The sequence below is a fragment of the Nocardioides sp. genome, from assembly GCF_964228225.1.
Lineage (GTDB): Bacteria > Actinomycetota > Actinomycetes > Propionibacteriales > Nocardioidaceae > Nocardioides.
This window is the reverse complement of record NZ_CAXQZB010000020.1, coordinates 56,206-75,306: the sequence shown is the minus strand read 5'-3', so window position 1 is coordinate 75,306 and position 19,101 is coordinate 56,206. Positions and strand designations below refer to the sequence as shown.

Genomic DNA, 19,101 nt, shown 5'->3' with positions numbered 1-19,101 from the left:
GGCGCTCGCTCCTCGACGACCGTCGGTCCCCACGCCGGCCACCCGCTGGCGCTCGCTCCTCGACGACCGTCGGTCCCCACGCCGGCCACCCGCTGGCGCTCGCTCCTCGACGACCGTGGTCCGACGTTCGTCGAGGAGGCGCCCCCGGCGCCGTCACGAGACGCGGTGAGGCGAGGATCGGTGTCGAGGGGTGTGCGCGACGCAGGAAAGCGCCGGCCGACGTCGTGGACGTCGGCCGGCGCGGACCACCGGGGCTCCCCAGCCGGGTGGTCATCCCCTGAACCCCTCAGGAGGGTTCTCGGCGGCGGCAGGAGGGAAGGAGCCGCCGCCGACCGTGGATCCGCCCGCCGAGGCGGCCCCACAGGCTCGGTGGATCAGGAGTTGCTGGTCTCGGCGTCGGAGTCCAGCGTGATGGTCGCGGTGCGCTCCTCGCCGTCGCGGGTGTAGGTGACCGTCACCTCGTCGCCGGGGCGGTAGGCCCGCACGGTGGCGACCAGGGAGTCGGAGCCGGTGATGAGGGTGTCGTCGATCTTGGTGATCACATCGCCCGCGCGCAGCCCCGCCGAGCTGGCCGCGCTGCCGTCGCCGATCTCGCGGATCACCGCGCCGTCGCTCACGAGCGCTCCGTGGCCGGCGGCGACGTCCTCCACCGAGATGCCGAGGCGGGCGTGGGTGGGCGTCTCGCCGTTCTTGATCTGGTCGATGATCGGCAGCACCTCCTCGATCGGGATGGCGAAGCCGAGGCCGATCGAGCCCGCCTCGCCACCGGTGGTGGAGGTGGACTGGATGGAGGAGTTGATGCCCACGACGTTGCCGTCGAGGTCCACGAGCGGGCCGCCGGAGTTGCCGGGGTTGATCGCGGCGTCGGTCTGGATGGCGGGGTAGACGGTGGCGTTGCCCTCGCCGTCGGACCCGACGTTCACCGGCCGGTTCAGCGCGGACACGATGCCGGCGGTGACGGTGGCGTCGAGGCCGAAGGGCGAGCCGACCGCCACCACGCCCTGGCCGACCTGCACCTGGGAGGACTTCCCGAGCGTCGCCGGCGTGAGGCCGCTGACGTCCTGGGCCTGCACCAGGGCGGTGTCGGTGAGGGGGTCGGTGCCGACGACGGTGGCGCTGGCGTGGCTGCCGTCGTTGAAGGAGACGGTGATCGAGCCGCCCTGGGCGCCGATCTCGGCCACGTGGTTGTTGGTGAGGATCAGGCCGTCGGAGGACAGGATGATGCCCGAGCCGGACCCGGCGCCCTGCGCCCCGCTGACGTCGAGCTTGACCACCGAGGGCAGCACCGTCGCCGCCACCTTCTCCACCGTGCCGTCGGCGACGGCGGCGCTGGCGTCGGCGTCGGAGCCGGTACTCGCGACGGTGGAGAACGACGTGCCCGAGGCCGAGGGGGCGGAGCCGCCGTCGTCGCCGTTCAGGGCGTCGTAGGCGGCCGCACCACCCAGGCCCGCGCCGCCCCCGACCACCAGGGCCGCGGCCACGACGGCGGCGGCGAAGCCGCGGCGTCCGCGCCGAGGACCACCCAGGTGCGCGGGGGCCGCCGGGCCCGAGGTGGGCGGGGGCGGGGGGAGAGCCGGACCGGCGAGGGTCCAGGCGGGCGGGGGCGGGAACGAGGTGGGGTCCTGCCCGGCGTCCGCGAAGTCGGGGTGCTGGTTCGCGGGGTTCTGGTCGTCCATGTCCTCGACTCTGTCGCCCGACACTGTGACGACGCTGAGACGAGGCTGGGGGGTTGCCGAAAGATCGCCCTGTCGGTGCCGGACCGGGTCCGTCCCACCGGGCGCGTCGGTCACGGCCCGTTCACCTGCGTTTGGCAGGGTCGGGACGTGCACGACCCCCACTCCCCGTCCGGCTCCGGTTCCGGCCTCGGTCCCGCGGCCCCCGATCCGCTGCGCCGCGCCGGGCTGGCGCCCGCACCCCGCACGCTGGTCGACGTCGTGCGGGAGACCGCCGCGCAGGCCGGGGACGCGCCGGCGCTCGACACCGGCGTCGCGGTGCTCACCTACGACGAGATGTTGGAGGCCGCCGCCCGGCTGGCCGCCGAGCTGGCCGAGCTCGGCCTGGGGCGCGGCGACCGGATCGGGGTGCGGGTGCCCTCGGGCACCCTCGACCTCTACCTCGCCGTGCTGGGTGTGCTGCTGGCGGGCGCGGCCTACGTGCCCGTGGACTTCGAGGACCCCGACGAGCGGGCCCGGCTCGTGTTCGACGAGGCCGACGTGGCCGCGGTCGTCGGCGCCGACCTCGTGGTCGCCGTGCGCCCCGGCGCCCTCGGACGCGCCCCGCTCGACCTCGCCGACGACGCGACGGGCCCCGAGCCCGAGGACGACTGCTGGATCATCTTCACCTCCGGCTCGACCGGCACTCCCAAGGGCGTCGCAGTGACCCACCGCAGCGCGGCGGCGTTCGTCGACGCCGAGGCGCGCTGGTTCCTCGCCGACGCGCCCGGCGGTCCGCTGGGCGTGGGCGACCGGGTGATGGCCGGACTCTCGGTGGCCTTCGACGCCAGCTGCGAGGAGATGTGGCTGGCCTGGCGGCACGGCGCCTGCCTGGTGCCGGCGCCGCGGGCGCTCGTGCGCAGCGGCCTGGACGTCGGGCCGTGGCTGGTCGCCAACCGCGTGAGCGTCGTCTCCACCGTGCCGACGCTGGTGGCGATGTGGCCCGAGGAGTCGCTCGCGGGGCTGCGGTTGCTGATCCTGGGCGGCGAGGCCGTGCCGCCGGAGCTGGTCCCACGGCTGGTGGCGCCCGGGCGCGAGGTCTGGAACACCTACGGCCCCACCGAGGCCACCGTCGTGGCCTGCGGGGCACGGCTGGAGGCCGACGGGCCGGTACGCATCGGGCTGCCGCTGGACGGCTGGGACCTCGCCGTCGTGGACCCGGCCGGCGAGCCCGTGGGGCCGGGGGAGACCGGCGAGCTGATCATCGGCGGCGTCGGGCTGGCCCGCTACCTCGACCCGGCCAAGGACGCCGAGAAGTACGCCCCCCACCCGCAGCTGGGATGGGCGCGGGCCTACCGCAGCGGCGACCTGGTGGTGAACGACCCGGCCGGCCTGCTCTTCGGCGGTCGCGCCGACGACCAGGTGAAGGTCGGCGGACGACGCATCGAGCTCGGCGAGATCGACAGCGCCCTGCTGGCCCTGCCCGGGGTGGTGGGCGCGGCCGCGGCCGTGCGCCGCACCGAGGCCGGCACCAGCCTGCTGGTGGGCTACGTCCTGATCGACGCGCACTACGATGCCGACGCCGCGATCGCGCGGCTGCGCACCGCCCTGCCGGCGCCGCTGGTGCCCCGGCTGGCCGTCGTCGACACCCTGCCCACCCGGACCTCCGGCAAGGTCGACCGCGACGCGCTGCCGTGGCCGCTCGCGCGCACCGCCGTGCCGGCCGGCACCCTCACCGACACCGAGGCCTGGGTCGCCGAGCTGTGGATGGCGGTGCTGGGCGCCGACGTCACCGACCGCGCGGCCGACTTCTTCGACCTCGGCGGCGGCAGCCTGGCCGCCGCCCAGCTGGTCACCCGGCTGCGCACCCGGTTCCCCGACGTCGTGGTGGGTGACCTCTACGAGCACGCCGCGCTCGGTGCGCTCGCCGGACACCTCGACTCCCTGGCCCCGGCCGCCGAGGCCTCGGGACGCCCGGTGCCGCCCATCCCGGTCAAGACCCAGGCGGGACAGCTGGTCGCGCTCGTCGCCCTGCGGGCCCTCGCGGTGCCGCGCTGGCTGTGGTGGACCGGCCTCGGGGCCGCCCTGGTCGACGCGCTGGGACCGGCGGGGCTGGCCTGGGTGCCGACCCTGCCGATGCCGCTGCTGATGCTCCTGGGGCTGCTCGTCGTGGTCGCCCCGGTGCGGATGCTGATCGCGGCCGGCCTGGTGCGCCTGGTGCTGCGCGGGGTCGGTCCCGGCCGTTACCCCCGCGGTGGCAAGGTGCACCTGCGGATCTGGCTGGCCGAGCGGATCGCCGACGAGCTCGGGGCCACCGGGCTGGGCGGCGCCCCCTTCATGACCTGGTACGCGCGCCGGCTCGGCGCGCGGGTGGGGCGCGACGTCGACCTCCACTCGCTGCCGCCGGTCACCGGGATGCTCGTGCTCGGGGACGGGTGCTCGGTCGAGCCCGAGGTGGACCTGTCCGGGCACTGGATCGAGGGGCAGCACGTGCACGTCGCGCCCGTCGCCGTGGGGGCCCGGGCCCGGGTCGGGGCCCGCAGCATGCTGCTGCCCGGGGCGAGCGTCGGCGACGACGCCGAGGTGGCGCCCGGCTCTGCCGTCGTCGGTGCCGTCCCGGCGGGGGAGTACTGGGCCGGCTCGCCCGCAGCCCGGCAGCGTCCGCGCGCCCGGGGCCCCTGGTCGGAGCCGCCCGCGTTCAGCCGGCGCGCCGCGCGGGCCTGGGGGCTCGGGTTCGCGGCCGCAGCCGTGCTGGTGGCGGGCCTCCCGGTGCTGGCGATCGCCGCCGCGACTCTGCTCGTGCTCGCGGTGGCGCCCGTTCCGGGATCCCCCAGCGAGGCCGCCCTGGCGGCGCCGCTGGCGCTGCTGCCCGGCGTGGTCGTGGCGCTGGTCGTGCTGGCCGCGCTCGTGGCGCTGGTGGTGCGCGTGGCCGGGCTCGCGATCACCGCGGGCGTGCACCCGGTGCGCAGCCGCACCGGACTCGCCGTGTGGACCACCGTGCGGGTGCTCGACGACGCCCGTACCTGGCTGTTCCCGCTCTACTCCAGCAGCCTCACCCCCGCCTGGCTGCGGCTGCTGGGCGCCCGCGTCGGCCGCGACGTCGAGGCCTCCACCGTGCTGCTCGTGCCGTCGCTGACCCAGGTCAACGACCAGGCGTTCCTCGCCGACGACACCCTCATCGGCGGGTACGAGCTCGGGGGCGGCTGGCTGCGGGTCGAGCGGGTCAAGATCGGCAAGCGCGCCTTCGTCGGCAACTCCGGCATGGCGGCGCCGGGGCGCAAGGTGCCCAAGGCCTCGCTGGTCGCGGTGCTCTCGGCCGCGCCACGCCGCAAGGCCGCCCGGTCGGGGGAGTCCTGGCTCGGCAGCCCGCCCGCGCCGTTGCGCCGCACCGCCGAGGCCGACGACGACCAGCGCACCTTCGCCCCGCCCACCCGGCTGCGCGTGCTCCGCGCCCTGGTCGAGGCCGCCCGGCTCGTGCCGGTGGCTCTCCACGCCGGCCTCGTGGTGGCGGTCGTGCTGCCGCTGCTCGCCCTGCTCGACGCCGACATCGCGCCCGCGGCCCGTGCGCTGTCGGTCGTGCTGGCGCTGCCGGTGCTGCTGATGGCCGCCGGCCTGACGGCCGCGCTGCTGGCCGTCGCCGCGAAGTGGCTGCTCGTGGGCCGGGTGCGACCCGGCACGCACCCGCTGTGGAGCGGGTTCGTGTGGCGCAACGAGCTGGCCGACACCTTCGTGGAGTCCCTCGCCGCCCCGTGGTTCGCCCGCGCGGCGGCCGGCACCCCGGCGCTCACGTGGTGGCTGCGCCGGATGGGCGCGCGGATCGGTCGGGGCGTGTGGTGCGACAGCTACTGGCTGCCCGAGGTCGACCTCGTGCGGCTGGGCGACGGCGTCACCGTCAACGTCGGCACCGTGGTGCAGACCCACCTCTTCCACGACCGCCGGCTCGCCCTCGACGTCGTCACCCTCGAGCGCGGCGCCACCCTCGGCCCGCACGGGGTGGTGCTGCCCGCCGCCACGATCGGCCGGCACGCTACGGTCGGTCCCGTGTCGTTGGTGATGCGCGGGGAGTCGGTGCCGGATCGCACCCGGTGGATGGGCAACCCCATCGCCGCGTGGCCCCGCACCGGGTCCGGTGCCGCGGCGAGCCCTGAGGAGGAGCGCGGGTGAGGCTGCCCACGGCCGACCCGTACCTGCCCGACCACGGCGACCCCGGGTGGAGCGCCCGGCACTACGCGCTCGACCTCGACTACGACCTCGCGAACAACACCCTGCGCGGGCGCGCCGAGATCCGCGGCCACACCGAGGCGCCGCTGGACCGGATCGTGCTCGACCTGGCCCTGCCCGCCCGCAAGGTCACCCTCGACGGCAAGGTGCCCCGCTTCCGCGCCCGGGGCCACCGCCTCGTGGTCGAGCCGCGAACGCCCCTGCGCGCCGGCCGGGAGTTCACCCTCGTCGTCACCTACGGCGGCACACCCCGCCCGATCATCGACCCCCACCACGGCGACGCCGGCTGGGAGGAGCTCACCGACGGCGTCATCGTCGCCGGCCAGCCCCACGGCGCGCCCACCTGGTTCCCCTGCAACGACCGGCCCGACGACAAGGCCCCCTACGACCTGACGATCACCGTGCCCACCGGCTACGTCGTCGTCGCCAACGGGGTGCTGCGCCAGCGCAAGCAGGGCGGCAGCCGCGTGACGTTCCACTACGCCCAGCCCGAGCCGATGGCCACCTACCTCGCCACCGTGCAGATCGGTCGCTACGACGTGCGCGAGCTCGGTCGCGTCGCCGAGGTCCCGGTGCGGGCCGCGGTGCCGGCCGACGCCGGCGAGGGGTTCGAGGCCGCGTTCGGGCGCAGCACCGAGATGGTCGAGGTGTTCACCGACCTCTTCGGGCCCTACCCCTTCGGCGCCTACACCGCGGTGGTCACCGACGACGACCTCGAGATCCCGCTGGAGAGCCAGGGCCTGGCCACCTTCGGCCGCAACTTCTGCACCGGCGACTGGGACAGCGTGCGCCTGGTGGCCCACGAGCTGGCCCACCAGTGGTTCGGCAACGCCGTCACCCTGCGTCGGTGGCGCGACATCTGGCTGCACGAGGGGTTCGCCTGCTACGCCGAGTGGCTGTGGTCCGAGCGCTCGGGCGGCACCTCGGCCGCCCACCACGCCGCTCACCACCACGCCCGGCTGGCCGACCTCGACCAGGATCTGCTGCTCGCCGACCCCGGCCCGGAGCTGATGTTCGACGACCGCGTGTACAAGCGGGGTGCGCTCACGCTGCACGCACTGCGCGCCCGGCTCGGCGACGAGACGTTCTTCGACGTCCTGCGCTCCTGGGTGGCCGACCACGCCGGCGGCTCGGTGACCACCGAGGACTTCGAGACCCACGCCGCGCGCCGCGCCGACGCCGACCTGGCGGGCCTGTTCGACGCCTGGCTGCGCGACCCCGCGCTCCCCGCCCTGCCCTGAGCCGCGACGCCGGGGCTGCTCAGCCCCGCAGCGCCACCCGGTCGAGCTCGCCGAGCACGGTGTGGAAGACCCGGGCGACGACCGGGGCGGCCGCCCGTCCGGCGACGTCGCCGACGAGCGGCAGCGGGAGCGCGTACGTCGTCTCCCAGCGGGCCTGCGTCCCGCCGTCGGGGCCCGGGAGGAACTCGATCGTGCCCGCGCGGTGGTCCAGCGGCAGGCTCGCCGCGACCAGCCGGTAGTCGAACCGGTACGGGGCGACGGCGATGAACTCCTCGACCATGAAGCCCACCGGGGCGAACCCGATGCGCCGCACCGTGCCGGTGGAGCGCGGCCCGTCGGGGCCCTCCTGCAGCACCGTGACGTGCCGGATGCCGCGCACCTGCGCGAAGCGCTCGGGATCGGTCAGCACGTCGAAGACCTCCGAGGGTGCGGCCCGCAGGGTGCGACGGGTGACCGCGGTGCGGAGCGTGCCGCTCGCGGCGGGGGAGGAGCCGGGGATCGGGGAGGAGGTCACGGGCCGAGGGTAGGGGTCGAGGGGCGGCCGGGTCTCACCGCGGTGCGTCCCGGTACTCGACCTCGACCGTGAGGGCGGCGGGGTCGTGGTCGACCTCGATTAACTCCGTGAAGAACCCGTCCTCGCCGAGGGAGGACGTGACGCCTGCCCAGCACGTGAGCTCGGTGGCGCCACCGGTCCGGTCGGTGCGGCAGTCCTGCACCTCCACGGCGCCGAACGCCGTCCCGGAGGCCCCGGGTGCCGTCCAGGCCGGGGAGGCGAGGTAGGCCCGCAGGCCGGCGAGGCTCAGCGGCGCCGGCACCACGTAGGTGCGTTCGAGCGACTGGCCGTCCTCGGCGACGCGGTCCTGGGAGTCGACCTCGATCCAGTCGGGCGGGACCGGCACCGACGACGCCCGGGCGACGACCGCGTCGGAGACCTCGCGCTCCACCGGCGTGGCCTGCAGGTACCGCAGATCCACCGAGACCCGGGTGGTCGCGCCGCCGTCGGAGGCCCACAGCGAGGTGTCCAGCGTGTACTCCACCGGCCGGCCCGCGGGAGGCGTCACCTGGGCCTCGCAGCGCTCGGTGGTCGTGGTGCAGGTGACGGAGCGCAGCGCCCCGAAGGCGGCCGACCCGTCGCCGGGCGCCGTCCACTCCGCGGAGCGCAGCCACGCCTCGAGGTCGCTCAGGGTGTAGTCGGCCGGCACGACGTAGTCCAGGGAGTAGCGCTGGTTCGGCACCCGCGAGTCGCGGTCGTCGCCCACGGTCCGGGAGGTCTCCTCCCAGTCCGCGGGGATCGGCAGTCGCGCGACCAGCGCGGGCATCGCGTCGATCTCGGCGGTGCCGAACAGGTGCCACCACCGCCCGTTGGTCCCGATGACCACGCCCGCCGCGACGATGCCGCCGATCAGCAGCAGCTGCAGCAGCCACCGCCACCACCCCAGCAGTCCGCCCCACCACCAGCCGCCGACCTGCCCGTAGTCCTCGCCGTAGCCCGAGCCCTGCGGGGTCCAGAAGCCGTAGCGGAACATCAGGCCGAGGACCACGACGACGCCGTAGCCGATCACCGCGACGTTCGGGATCCAGCGGCGCTCGTCGAACACCGGTGCCAGCCCGATCAGCCAGATCAGCCAGGCGCCCGCCACCGCGAGCAGGTGGACCCCGGCCAGCAGGGCGAAGGCCCGGCGGCGGTGCCCGGCCGCGAGGGCGCGGGCGGGTGCGGTGCGGGCTGTCGTCGTCGGCATGGTGCCGTCCTCCCCTGACCGCGGGGACCCGAACCCGCGCCTCCCGGGAGTGTCGGGCATGTCGGCGGAACCGCGGTGCTCCCGGGCGTCCCGGGGCTCGGACGGCCCCCGGCCCGCCTCAGCCCCGCCTCAGGCCCGCCTCAGGCCCGCCTCAGGCCAGGCGCACCCAGCGCACGACGACCGGGGTGGCCAGGTCGGCCGGCACCGCGAGGGCCGCGAGGTGATGCTCGTCCGGGGTCAGCGCGACGGCGCGCAGTCGCGGCCCGGGATGCTCCTCCGGTGCCGCCAGCCCGTGCCCCGTGGCCTTGGCGCGGGCCTCGGTGAGCGTCCAGGCGCGCAGCGCGGCCACGGCGTCGCCGGAGAGGTCGGTGACGCGCTCGACGTCCACGCCGATCCGGCACCGTGGCGACGCCACGGGCGTCCAGGCGACGGCCCCGAGCCCGCCGACCCCACGCGCGGCGTAGGAGAAGGAGACGGCGAGCGGAGCGCCGTCGGCGTCGCGGGCCCAGGGTGCCCCGTGCTCGGCGGACCCGCACCGCGGACACAGCCGCCCGGACGCGACGACGCCCGCCTCCTCACGCAGCAGCGTGGAGAGGCGGGCGCGCAGCGCGAGGCGGACCTCGCCGGTCAGGCTCAGGCCCAGCGCTCGGAGGCCGGGGTGAAGGTCAGGCCGCGCTCGCCGGTGTAGATCTGCTTCGGGCGCGCGATCTTCTGCTCCTTGTCCTGCACCAGCTCGTTCCACTGCGCGAGCCAGCCCGGGGTGCGGCCGATCGCGAAGAGCACCGTGAACATCTCCGGCGGGAACTGCAGCGCCTCGTAGATGAGGCCGGAGTAGAAGTCGACGTTGGGGTAGAGCTTGCGCTTGACGAAGTACTCGTCCTCCAGCGCGATCCGCTCCAGCTCCTGGGCGATCTCGAGCAGCGGGTTGACCCCGGTGACCTCGAAGACGTCGTCGCAGGCCTTCTTGATGATCTTCGCGCGCGGGTCGTAGTTCTTGTAGACCCGGTGGCCGAAGCCCATCAGCCGCTCCTCGCCGGCCTTCACGCCCTCGATGAAGGCGGGGATCTTGTCCTTGGTGCCGATGCGGCGCAGCATCCGCAGCACCGCCTCGTTGGCGCCGCCGTGCAGCGGGCCGTAGAGCGCGCCGATGCCGGCGGCCACCGAGGAGTAGGGGTCGACCTGGCTGGAGCCGACCGAGCGGACGGCGTTGGCCGAGCAGTTCTGCTCGTGGTCGGCGTGCAGGATGAACAGCGTGTCGAGCGCCTTGACGATGCGCGGGTCGGCGACGTAGTTCTGCTCGCTCATCTTGAACAGCATCGAGAGGAAGTTGGCGGTGTAGCCGAGCTCGTTGTCGGGGTAGACGAACGGCTTGCCCTGGGCGTGGCGGAACGACCACGCGCCGAGGGTGGGCATCTTCGCGATCATCCGCACGATCTGCATGTGGCGGTTCTCGGCGTCGGAGATGTGCACCGCGTCGGGGTAGAACGTCGACAGCGCCCCGACCGAGGCCATGAGCATGCCCATGGGGTGGGCGTCGTAGCGGAAGCCCTCCATGAAGGACTTCACGTTCTCGTGCACGAAGGTGTGGAAGGTGATCTCGTGCACCCACGCCTCGTACTCGGCCTTGGTGGGCAGCTCGCCGTGGACGAGCAGGTAGGCCACCTCGAGGAAGGTCGACTTCTCGGCCAACTGCTCGATGGGGTAGCCGCGGTACTCCAGGATGCCCTTGTCGCCGTCGATGAAGGTGACGGCGGAGCGGCAGGACGCGGTGTTGACGAACCCGGGGTCGTAGACGGCCAGACCGGGCTCGTCGTCGGCCGTGCGGATCTTCCCGAGGTCGGCGGCCTTGATGGCGCCGTCGACGATCGGGACGTCGTACTCCTGCCCGGTGCGGTTGTCGCGGACGGTGAGAGAGTCAGTCACGCTCCTAACCTAGTGCGCCGGGCCACACGGCGATACGCCGGGAGGAGGACGAGCGCCTCCGGGCACCGGTACCGGACCCCACGGTCCGATTTGGTGCGGGGGCGCCGGGCTCCCTAGTCTTGCAGGTCGCGTCCCTGCCGCGTCCTGTCCGCCTCGCCCTCACGGGCCCGGACGGGGTGCAGTCCCGGAGCCGCGGATCCCCCCCGGGGTCCGCCACGAGCCGGGCCGTGTTCGTCAGAAGGCGCTGCACCACCACCGCCCGGGCACCCCCGGTCGGGACCTACGAACGAAGAAGAGCACGTCCATGCGTACGTACAGCCCCAAGCCCGGCGACATCACCCGCCAGTGGCACGTCATCGACGCCGAGGACGTCGTCCTCGGCCAGCTGGCCGTGGCGACCGCCAACCTCCTGCGCGGCAAGCACAAGCCGATCTTCGCGCCCAACACCGACACCGGCGACTTCGTCATCATCATCAACGCCGAGAAGGTGGCCCTGTCGGGCTCCAAGCGCACCACGAAGATGGTCTACCGCCACTCCGGCTACCCGGGCGGCCTCACCGCCACCCCGATCGGCCAGCTCCTCGAGAAGGACGCCCGCAAGGCGATCGAGAACGCCGTGTGGGGCATGCTCCCCAAGAACCGCCTCGGTCGACAGATCATCAAGAAGCTGAAGGTCTACTCGGGTCCCACCCACCCGCACACGGCCCAGCAGGCGCAGCCGTTCGAGATCACCCAGATCTCGCAGAGCGCCAAGTAATCCCCGACCGAGAGAGCAGAAGGACACATCGTGGCTGACACCACCGAGGTCGAGGAGACCTTCGAGACCGACGAGCGCGGCGTCGCTTACACCTCCGAGAGCGCCACCTCCGCCGACACCCCGGCCCGCCCGGCGACCATCGCCCCGGCCCAGGCCACCGGCCGTCGCAAGGAGGCCGTGGCCCGCGTGCGGATCGTGCCCGGCAGCGGCAAGTGGTCGATCAACGGCCGTTCGCTGGAGAACTACTTCCCCAACAAGCTGCACCAGCAGGTCGTGAACGAGCCGTTCGCCGCCCTGCAGCTCGAGGGCCGCTTCGACATCATCGCCCGCGTGCACGGCGGCGGCATCACCGGTCAGGCCGGCGCGCTGCGCCTGGGCGTGGCCCGCTGCCTCAACGACGTCGACCTCGAGGCGAACCGTCCGACCCTGAAGAAGGCCGGTCTGCTCACCCGCGACGCCCGCGTGATCGAGCGCAAGAAGGCCGGTCTCAAGAAGGCCCGCAAGGCGCCGCAGTTCAGCAAGCGCTGACGCCCCCCGCTCGGATGCCGCGCATCTTCGGCACCGACGGGGTGCGGGGTCTGGCCAACGGTTCCCTCACCGCGGAACTGGCGCTGGACCTCGGGGTGGCCGCTGCCCGCGTGCTCGTCGACCACGGCGAGTACACCGGGCAGCGGCCCCTTGCCGTCGTCGGGCGTGACACCCGCATCTCGGGGCAGTTCCTCGAGCACGCGGTGGTGGCCGGACTCGCCGCCGCCGGGGTCGACGTGCTCCGGCTGCGGGTGCTGCCCACCCCCGGCGTCGCCTACTTCACCGACGCCCTCGGCGCCGACGTCGGCGTCGTCATCAGCGCCTCGCACAACCCGATGCCCGACAACGGCATCAAGTTCCTCGCCCGCGGCGGGGTCAAGCTCGACGACGACCTCGAGCGCGAGATCGAGTCGATGCTGGCCCAGGAGTGGGACCGGCCCACCGGCGCCGCCGTCGGTCGCGTCACCCCGTACGCGCCCACCGTCTCGGAGTACGCCGCGCACCTGGTGCGCACCGTCGGCATGCCGCTGCAGGGCCTGCGCGTGGTCGTGGACTGCGCCCACGGCGCCGCGAGCGTCGTCGCCCCCCGCGCGCTGGCCGACGCCGGCGCGAGCGTGGTGGTCATCAACGCCGAGCCCGACGGCCTGAACATCAACGAGGACTGCGGGTCCACCCACCTCGGCTCGCTGCAGCGGGCCGTGCTCGCGCACGGCGCCGATGCCGGCTTCGCCCTCGACGGCGACGCCGACCGCTGCCTGGCCATCGACCACACCGGCGAGGTGGTGGACGGCGACCAGATCATGGCGATCCTCGCCCTCGGCCTGCACGAGGAGGGCCGCCTGGCCCACGACACCCTCGTGGCGACGGTGATGAGCAACCTCGGCCTGCACCGCGCCCTCACCCCGCGCGGCATCACCGTGCGCACCGCCGGCGTGGGCGACCGCTACGTGCTCGAGGACATGCGCGAGGGCGGGTTCACCCTCGGCGGCGAGCAGTCGGGGCACGTCATCCTGCGCGAGCACGCCACCACCGGCGACGGCACCCTCACCGCCCTGCAGCTGATGCGGCGCATGGTGACGACCAACCGCAGCCTGCGCGACCTCGCCTCGGTCGTCACCCGCTTCCCGCAGGTGATGATCAACGTCGGCGGTGTCGACCGCACCCGCTGCGCCACCGACCCCGCGCTCGCTGCCGCCGTGGCCGCCGAGACCGACGCGCTCGGCGACGCCGGCCGCGTGCTGCTGCGGCCCTCCGGCACCGAGGAGCTGGTGCGGGTGATGGTGGAGGCCGAGACCACCGAGCGCGCCGAGGCCGTGGCCGCCCGGCTCGCCGACGTCGTCCGCACCCGGCTCGCCCTGACCTGACCCACCGACCCCACGACCCGTCCCACCAGGAGATCCCATGGCTTCGTCCCCGAAGGTGCGCCGCACCGCCCTGATCGCCGGCACGACGCTGGCCCTGTCCCTCGCCCTGGCCGCCTGCGGCAGCGAGGACGACGACGCGACCGCCACCGACACCCCCAGCGCGAGCGCCGACGCCGGCGACACCGGGGACTCGGGTGACACCGGCTCGGGCGACTCCGCGCTGCCGGAGTGGGCGCCGCAGGTGCTCACCGACGCCGACGACGTCGTGACCGGCTTCGACTTCACCGACACCCCCGAGCCCGGCGACGCCCTCGAGGTCGCGGTGCTGCGCGAGGGCGACGGCGCGGTCGTCGAGTCCGGCCAGACCATCCAGGTCTACTACCTGGGCCAGACCTACGACGGCGGCGAGCCGTTCGACGGCAACTACGGTTCCGGCAGCCCGATCGGCTTCCCGATCGGTGTCGGCGCGGTCATCCAGGGCTGGGACCAGGCGCTGGTGGGTCAGACCATCGGCAGCCGCGTGCTGATGTCCATCCCCAGCGACCTCGGCTACGGCGACGCCGGCAGCCCGCCGGTCATCCCCGGCGGCGCCACGCTGTACTTCGTCGTCGACATCGTCGACGCCGCCTGAGCCCTGGATCCGGGTTGAGCCACCGGCTCCTACGCCCGGAAACCCGGGCGACACCACGGTCCGCCGCGCACTAGCGTGGCGGACCGTGTCCGTCTCCGACCCGCTGGTCATCCACGAGCTGCTGCCCGAGGACCTCGTGCGCGCCGAGATCGAGCCGCTGCTGCGTGGCGTGTGGGAGGTCGTGCAGGCCGACGCCGCGCTGCGCCCCTACGACGACTCCGAGCCGTGGGAGTCGTTCGTGGCGGGGGTGCGCGCCCCGCGCACCGACAAGCACCTCACGCGGCTGGTGGCGACCCGGGCGGGGATCGTGGTGGGGGTCGGCGACGTGTGCCTGCCGCTGCTGGACAACCCGCACCTGGCCGAGCTGGGCCTGGTGGTGCATCCGGACCACCGGCGCACGGGCGTCGGCACCCGGCTGCTGGCCGAGCAGGAGCGCCGCGCGGCCGCGACCGGCCGCACCAGCTGGACCGGTGGGTTCCCCGCCCCGCTGGAGGATCCGGCGCCCGCCCACGCCTTCGCGGCGCGGCACGGCTACGACGTCGTCAGCGGCGAGCGGCTCAAGTGCCTGACCCTGGACCCCGACGGATCGCTCCCGGCCGCCTGGACGGCGCTGGGGGCCGAGGTGGCCGCCCACGCCGGGGCCTACCGCATCGAGCCGTTCGACCAGCACGTCGCGCCCGCCCGCGTGGAGGGGTTCTGTGCGCTGCTGTCCCGCTTCCACGACGAGATCCCGCTGGGCGAGCTCGACCTGCACGACATGGCCTGGGACGCCGCGCGGCTGGCCGAGCACGAGGCGCGCATGGACGCCACGCAGCAGGCGTGGTTCGGGGCCGTCGCGCTGGACGCCGACGACACCGTAGTGGCCTTCACCGAGCTGGCCCTCGACCGCGCCCATCCCGTGCGCACCTGGGTGGGCGGCACCCTCGTGCTGCCCGAGCACCGCGGCCACCGCCTCGGCCTGGCGGTGAAGCTGGCCAGCCACACGATGCTGCGCCGCGCCTATCCGGGCTGCACCGCCGTCCTCACCGGCAACGCCGACGTCAACGCCCCCATGAACGCCGTCAACGAGCGACTCGGCTACGTGCCCGTCGAGCGCTGGGTCGACGTCCAGAAGCGCGTCGTCCCGACCTGACCCCCGGCTGCGTCAGCCGGACGGGGGTCATCCGCCGTGCTCGAGCAGGCGCGCCAGTCGCTGCGCGCGCGGGTCCTGCGAGCCGACGATCTCCCGGACCCACGCCAGGGCCTCGTCGCCCGACCCCGCACCGTCCGCCACCAGCGTCTCGATGTCGACCCAGTCCTTGGATCGGTTGAACAGGGTCTTGAAGACCATCAGGTCGGTGGCGGTGAGCACCTTGATGCCCGCGCCGAGGAAGTCCACGGGCTGGGCCCGCTCGACGACGAGGGCGTGGAAGGTGGGGTGCACCGGCAGGAAGAGGTCCAGCGGGGTGTCGGGGTCCCGCCAGTGAAACCGTAGCTGATGGTCGCGCCGGAGCCGCGTCGCCGCCCCGGGATCGGGCTCGAGGTCCGCGGGCAGACAGCCGAGCAGGCGCTCGGGAACCTGCACGTCGGCGGTGATGTTGAGGTCGATGTGGGCGGTGAAGCGCGGCTCCCGCACGTGGACCGCCAGCGCGATCGCTCCTCCGACAGCGTGGTCGAACCCGGCCCTGCTCAGGCTGTGGTGGACCGACTGCAGCCGGGCCAACAGGATCGGGACGTTCACGGGGTCCGTGCCCAGACGAGCCGCGGCTCCGGGAGCGGCGGCTTGGGTCGGCGGGGGAAGAGGTCCCCGAACTCCAGGACGGCGAGGAACTGCTCGGAGACGGCGCGTGGACGTGGCCGCAGGCGCACCTCCATCTGGAGTCCCGCCGCCTCCGCCAGACGCTCCAGCTGCTGCCAGGAAGGCTGGGAGCGGCCGCGGAGGTAGTCGTCGAGGGAGGACCTGCTCACCCCGGCCGTGGCGCAGAGCGCGGTCTTGGACAGGCCGGAGTCGGCCAGGATGCGCGCCACCAGTCCAGACCCGCTCACCCGACCACCCTCGGCGCGTGTACGGGTTCCCGTACACGCGGAACGGGGAGGGGCTGCTCAGAGCTTGCGCAGCCGCACGTACCGCACCGAGTGGTCGCGGTCCTTGCGCAGCACCAGGGTGGCGCGGGAGCGGGTGGGCAGCACGTTCTGGGTGAGGTTGGGACCGTTGATGCTGTCCCACAGTCGGGTGGCCTCCGAGACCGCCTCGTCGTGGCTGAGCAGCGCGTACTTGCGGAAGTACGACGTCGGGTCGCGGAAGGCGGTCTCGCGCAGCCGCAGGAAGCGGTCGATGTACCAGTCGCGGATGTGGCCGGTGCCGGCGTCGACGTAGACGGAGAAGTCGAAGAAGTCGCTGACCGCCAGCCCGGTGCGGCCGTCGTCGCGCACCCGCGCGGGCTGCAGCACGTTGAGGCCCTCGATGATCACGATGTCGGGCCGCTTGATCGTGATCCGCTGGTCGGGCACGACGTCGTAGATGAGGTGGGAGTAGGTGGGGGCCTCCACCTCGTCCTTGCCCGACTTCAGGTCCACGACGAAGCGCAGCAGCGCGCGCCGGTCGTAGGACTCCGGGAAGCCCTTGCGCTGCAGCAGGCCGCGGCGCTCGAGCTCGGCGTTGGGGTAGAGGAAGCCGTCGGTGGTGATGAGGGCGACGTTGGGATGCTCGGGCCAGTGGGCGAGCATCTGCTGCAGCACGCGCGCGGTGGTGGACTTGCCGACCGCCACCGAGCCCGCGAGGCCGATCACGAACGGCGTGCGCGGCGGCGTCCGGTCGTGCAGGAAGCTCTCCTGGTCGCGGTGCAGGCGGCCCGCCGACTCCACGTAGAGGCTGAGCAGGCGCGAGAGCGGGAGGTAGACCTGCTCGACCTCCGCGAGGTCCAGGGCGTCGCCCAGACCGCGCAGCGCGGCGAGCTCGTCGGCGCGCAGCGGGTTGGTGGTCTCGCGCGCCAGCTGGGCCCAGGCCTCGCGATCGAGCTCGATGTACGGCGAGGTCTCGCGGGTGCTCTCCTCGGCCCGGGACACCTCCGGGGGGAGGCCCGGTTCGCCGGTCGCGGAGGCGGACATGGACCGGATTGTTCCAGCACGGTGTGGCGAACCCGGCACCCGGTCTGGGCCGTGGGAGGCCCGATCCCCGGTCGCGGTGGCCGTAGAGTGGTCTGCCATGTGCGGGATCGTGGGCTACGTGGGCCACCGGCAGGCGGAGGCCGTGGTGATCGAGGGGCTGCGCCGTCTCGAGTACCGCGGCTACGACTCCGCGGGCATCGCGCTCGTCGGCAGCGGCGGCGGTCTGTCCGACGCCAAGCGCGCCGGCAAGCTGGCCAACCTCGAGAAGGCGATCGCCGAGACGCCGCTGCCGCCGGCCACCACCGGTATCGGCCACACCCGCTGGGCCACCCACGGCGCCCCCAACGACGTCAACGCCCACCCCCACGCCGGCGCGCAGCGTCGCGTGACCCTGGTGCACAACGGCATCATCGAGAACTTCGCCGACCTGCGGGCCCGGCTCGAGGCCGACGACCACGTGCTGCTCTCGGAGACCGACACCGAGGTCGTCGCCCACCTGGTGGAGCTGCAGGTCGTGAGCGGTGTCGACCTCACGGTGGCCATGCAGCGGGTGTGCCAGCGCCTCGAGGGCGCCTTCACCCTCGTGGCCGTCGACGCCGAGGACCCCGACCGCGTCGTCGCGGCCCGCCGCAACTCCCCGCTCGTCGTCGGCCTGGGGGAGGGCGAGAACTTCCTCGGCTCCGACGTCGCGGCGTTCATCGAGCACACCCGCGAGGCGCTGGAGCTGGGTCAGGACCAGGTGGTCACCCTGACCCGCGAGGGCGTGCTGGTCACCGACTTCGAGGGGCGCGAGGTCGAGCCGCGCCGCTTCCACGTCGACTGGGACCTCTCGGCCGCCGAGAAGGACGGTCACGACTGGTTCATGCGCAAGGAGATCCTCGAGCAGCCGCGCGCGGTCGCCGACTCGCTGCTGGGTCGTCGCACGGCCGCCGGCAAGCTGCAGCTGGACGAGATGCGGCTCTCCGACGAGGAGGTGCGCGACGTCGACAAGATCATCATCATCGCCTGCGGCACCTCCTTCTACGCCGGGCTCGTGGCCAAGTACGCCATCGAGCACTGGACCCGCATCCCGGTGGAGGTCGAGCTGGCCTCGGAGTTCCGCTACCGCGACCCGATCCTGGACTACTCCACCCTCGTGGTCGCGATCAGCCAGTCGGGCGAGACCGCTGACACCCTGCAGGCCATCCGCCACGCCCGCACCCAGCGCAGCAAGGTGCTGGCGATCTGCAACACCAACGGCTCCACGATCCCGCGCGAGTCCGACGCCGTCATCTACACCCACGCCGGCCCCGAGATCGGCGTCGCCTCCACCAAGGGCTTCCTCACCCAGCTCGTGGCCTGCTACCTCCTCGCCCTCTACGTCGCCCAGGTCAAGGGCACCCGCTACGGCGACGAGATCGAGGAGATCCTCGGCCAGCTCGAGCGCATGCCCGACCACATCCAGACCGTCCTCGACGGGGCCGAACAGATCTACGAGCTCGCCGCCGCCCACGTCGACACCCGCTCGGTGCTCTTCCTCGGGCGCCACGCCGGCTACCCGGTGGCGCTGGAGGGCGCGCTGAAGCTCAAGGAGCTCGCCTACCTCCACGCCGAGGGCTTCGCCGCCGGTGAGCTCAAGCACGGCCCGATCGCGCTCATCGAGCCCGGCCTGCCCGTGCTGTGCGTCGTGCCGCCGCGGGGCCGCGACCAGCTGCACGAGAAGATGATCAGCGGCATCCAGGAGGTGCGCGCCCGGGGCGCCCGCACCATCTGCCTCGCCGAGGCCGACGACACCGCGGTGGAGCCCTACGCCGACGAGTTGATCCGGCTGCCCAAGGTGCCGGTGCTGCTGCAGCCGCTCGTGGCGGTCGTGCCCCTGCAGCTGTTCGCCTGCGAGCTCGCCACCCTGCTCGGCCACGACGTCGACCAGCCGCGCAACCTCGCCAAGTCCGTCACCGTCGAGTAGTCGGCCCCGGCGA

At 73.8% G+C, this 19,101-nt stretch carries 16 protein-coding genes; 8 read left to right on the top strand and 8 right to left on the bottom strand.

Annotated features, from left to right (window positions below; all coding sequences use genetic code 11):
• Nucleotides 1-374 precede the first annotated feature (374 nt).
• On the bottom strand, nt 375-1,676 hold the full coding sequence (locus ACERUJ_RS05355) for a S1C family serine protease (RefSeq protein ID WP_370247430.1): 1,302 nt from the start codon (nt 1,674-1,676) through the stop codon (nt 375-377).
• 147 nt (nt 1,677-1,823) lie between these two features.
• Between ACERUJ_RS05355 and ACERUJ_RS05350 the strand changes: the two genes are divergently transcribed.
• Together ACERUJ_RS05350 and ACERUJ_RS05345 are read left to right on the top strand one after the other, a co-directional pair.
• Nucleotides 1,824-5,816, top strand: a complete 3,993-nt coding sequence (locus ACERUJ_RS05350) for a Pls/PosA family non-ribosomal peptide synthetase (protein WP_370247429.1) — start codon at nt 1,824-1,826, stop codon at nt 5,814-5,816.
• Nucleotides 5,813-7,114: a M1 family metallopeptidase gene (locus ACERUJ_RS05345; RefSeq protein ID WP_370247428.1), complete on the top strand. Its 1,302-nt coding sequence runs from the start codon at nt 5,813-5,815 to the stop codon at nt 7,112-7,114. The genes ACERUJ_RS05350 and ACERUJ_RS05345 overlap by 4 nt, the downstream gene beginning before the upstream one ends.
• A gap of 19 nt (nt 7,115-7,133) precedes the next feature.
• Here ACERUJ_RS05345 and ACERUJ_RS05340 read toward each other — a convergent pair whose 3' ends face one another.
• From ACERUJ_RS05340 to ACERUJ_RS05325, 4 genes are all read right to left on the bottom strand, one after another.
• Nucleotides 7,134-7,628, bottom strand: a complete 495-nt coding sequence (locus tag ACERUJ_RS05340) for an SRPBCC family protein (RefSeq protein ID WP_370247427.1) — start codon at nt 7,626-7,628, stop codon at nt 7,134-7,136.
• 34 nt (nt 7,629-7,662) lie between these two features.
• On the bottom strand, nt 7,663-8,853 hold the full coding sequence (locus tag ACERUJ_RS05335; protein WP_370247425.1) for a hypothetical protein: 1,191 nt from the start codon (nt 8,851-8,853) through the stop codon (nt 7,663-7,665).
• 151 nt (nt 8,854-9,004) lie between these two features.
• A complete protein-coding gene (locus tag ACERUJ_RS05330) occupies nt 9,005-9,268 on the bottom strand; it encodes a hypothetical protein (protein ID WP_370247424.1) in 264 nt (87 codons plus the stop codon).
• 218 nt (nt 9,269-9,486) lie between these two features.
• Nucleotides 9,487-10,776 carry a citrate synthase gene (locus tag ACERUJ_RS05325; protein ID WP_370247423.1) on the bottom strand — a complete coding sequence of 430 codons (1,290 nt, stop codon included), beginning with the start codon at nt 10,774-10,776 and terminating at the stop codon, nt 9,487-9,489.
• A 304-nt stretch (nt 10,777-11,080) separates the two neighbouring features.
• On the opposite strand from ACERUJ_RS05325, the gene rplM reads away from it, so the two are divergent.
• The 5 genes from rplM to ACERUJ_RS05300 all read left to right on the top strand — a co-directional run bounded on the left by rplM (nt 11,081) and on the right by ACERUJ_RS05300 (nt 15,188).
• Nucleotides 11,081-11,533 (top strand): 50S ribosomal protein L13, encoded by a 453-nt coding sequence (gene rplM, locus ACERUJ_RS05320; RefSeq protein ID WP_370247422.1) that lies wholly within the window; start codon nt 11,081-11,083, stop codon nt 11,531-11,533.
• A gap of 30 nt (nt 11,534-11,563) precedes the next feature.
• Nucleotides 11,564-12,061, top strand: coding sequence for a 30S ribosomal protein S9 (rpsI, locus tag ACERUJ_RS05315; protein WP_370247421.1), 498 nt, complete (start codon nt 11,564-11,566; stop codon nt 12,059-12,061).
• 14 nt (nt 12,062-12,075) lie between these two features.
• Nucleotides 12,076-13,425 (top strand): phosphoglucosamine mutase, encoded by a 1,350-nt coding sequence (gene glmM, locus ACERUJ_RS05310; protein WP_370247420.1) that lies wholly within the window; start codon nt 12,076-12,078, stop codon nt 13,423-13,425.
• Nucleotides 13,426-13,462: 37 nt separating this feature from the next.
• Nucleotides 13,463-14,056 carry an FKBP-type peptidyl-prolyl cis-trans isomerase gene (locus tag ACERUJ_RS05305; RefSeq protein ID WP_370247419.1) on the top strand — a complete coding sequence of 198 codons (594 nt, stop codon included), beginning with the start codon at nt 13,463-13,465 and terminating at the stop codon, nt 14,054-14,056.
• An 85-nt stretch (nt 14,057-14,141) separates the two neighbouring features.
• On the top strand, nt 14,142-15,188 hold the full coding sequence (locus tag ACERUJ_RS05300; protein ID WP_370247418.1) for a GNAT family N-acetyltransferase: 1,047 nt from the start codon (nt 14,142-14,144) through the stop codon (nt 15,186-15,188).
• Nucleotides 15,189-15,215: 27 nt separating this feature from the next.
• Here the strand turns inward: ACERUJ_RS05300 and ACERUJ_RS05295 are convergent, their stop codons facing one another.
• Genes ACERUJ_RS05295 through coaA form a run of 3 tightly spaced genes read right to left on the bottom strand, consistent with a single transcriptional unit; the run spans nt 15,216 to nt 17,143 of the window.
• The gene (locus tag ACERUJ_RS05295; protein WP_370247416.1) at nt 15,216-15,776 is read right to left on the bottom strand and encodes a hypothetical protein; all 561 of its coding nucleotides are present in this window, start codon (nt 15,774-15,776) and stop codon (nt 15,216-15,218) included.
• Complete coding sequence (locus ACERUJ_RS05290; RefSeq protein WP_370247415.1) at nt 15,773-16,081, bottom strand: helix-turn-helix domain-containing protein; 309 nt, start codon at nt 16,079-16,081, stop codon at nt 15,773-15,775. Before ACERUJ_RS05290 ends, ACERUJ_RS05295 begins: the two co-directional genes overlap by 4 nt.
• 57 nt (nt 16,082-16,138) lie before the next feature.
• A complete protein-coding gene (coaA, locus tag ACERUJ_RS05285; protein ID WP_370247413.1) occupies nt 16,139-17,143 on the bottom strand; it encodes a type I pantothenate kinase in 1,005 nt (334 codons plus the stop codon).
• 97 nt (nt 17,144-17,240) lie between these two features.
• Here coaA and glmS point away from each other — a divergent pair, with 97 nt between their 5' ends.
• Complete coding sequence (glmS, locus tag ACERUJ_RS05280) at nt 17,241-19,088, top strand: glutamine--fructose-6-phosphate transaminase (isomerizing) (RefSeq protein ID WP_370247412.1); 1,848 nt, start codon at nt 17,241-17,243, stop codon at nt 19,086-19,088.
• Nucleotides 19,089-19,101 lie beyond the last annotated feature (13 nt).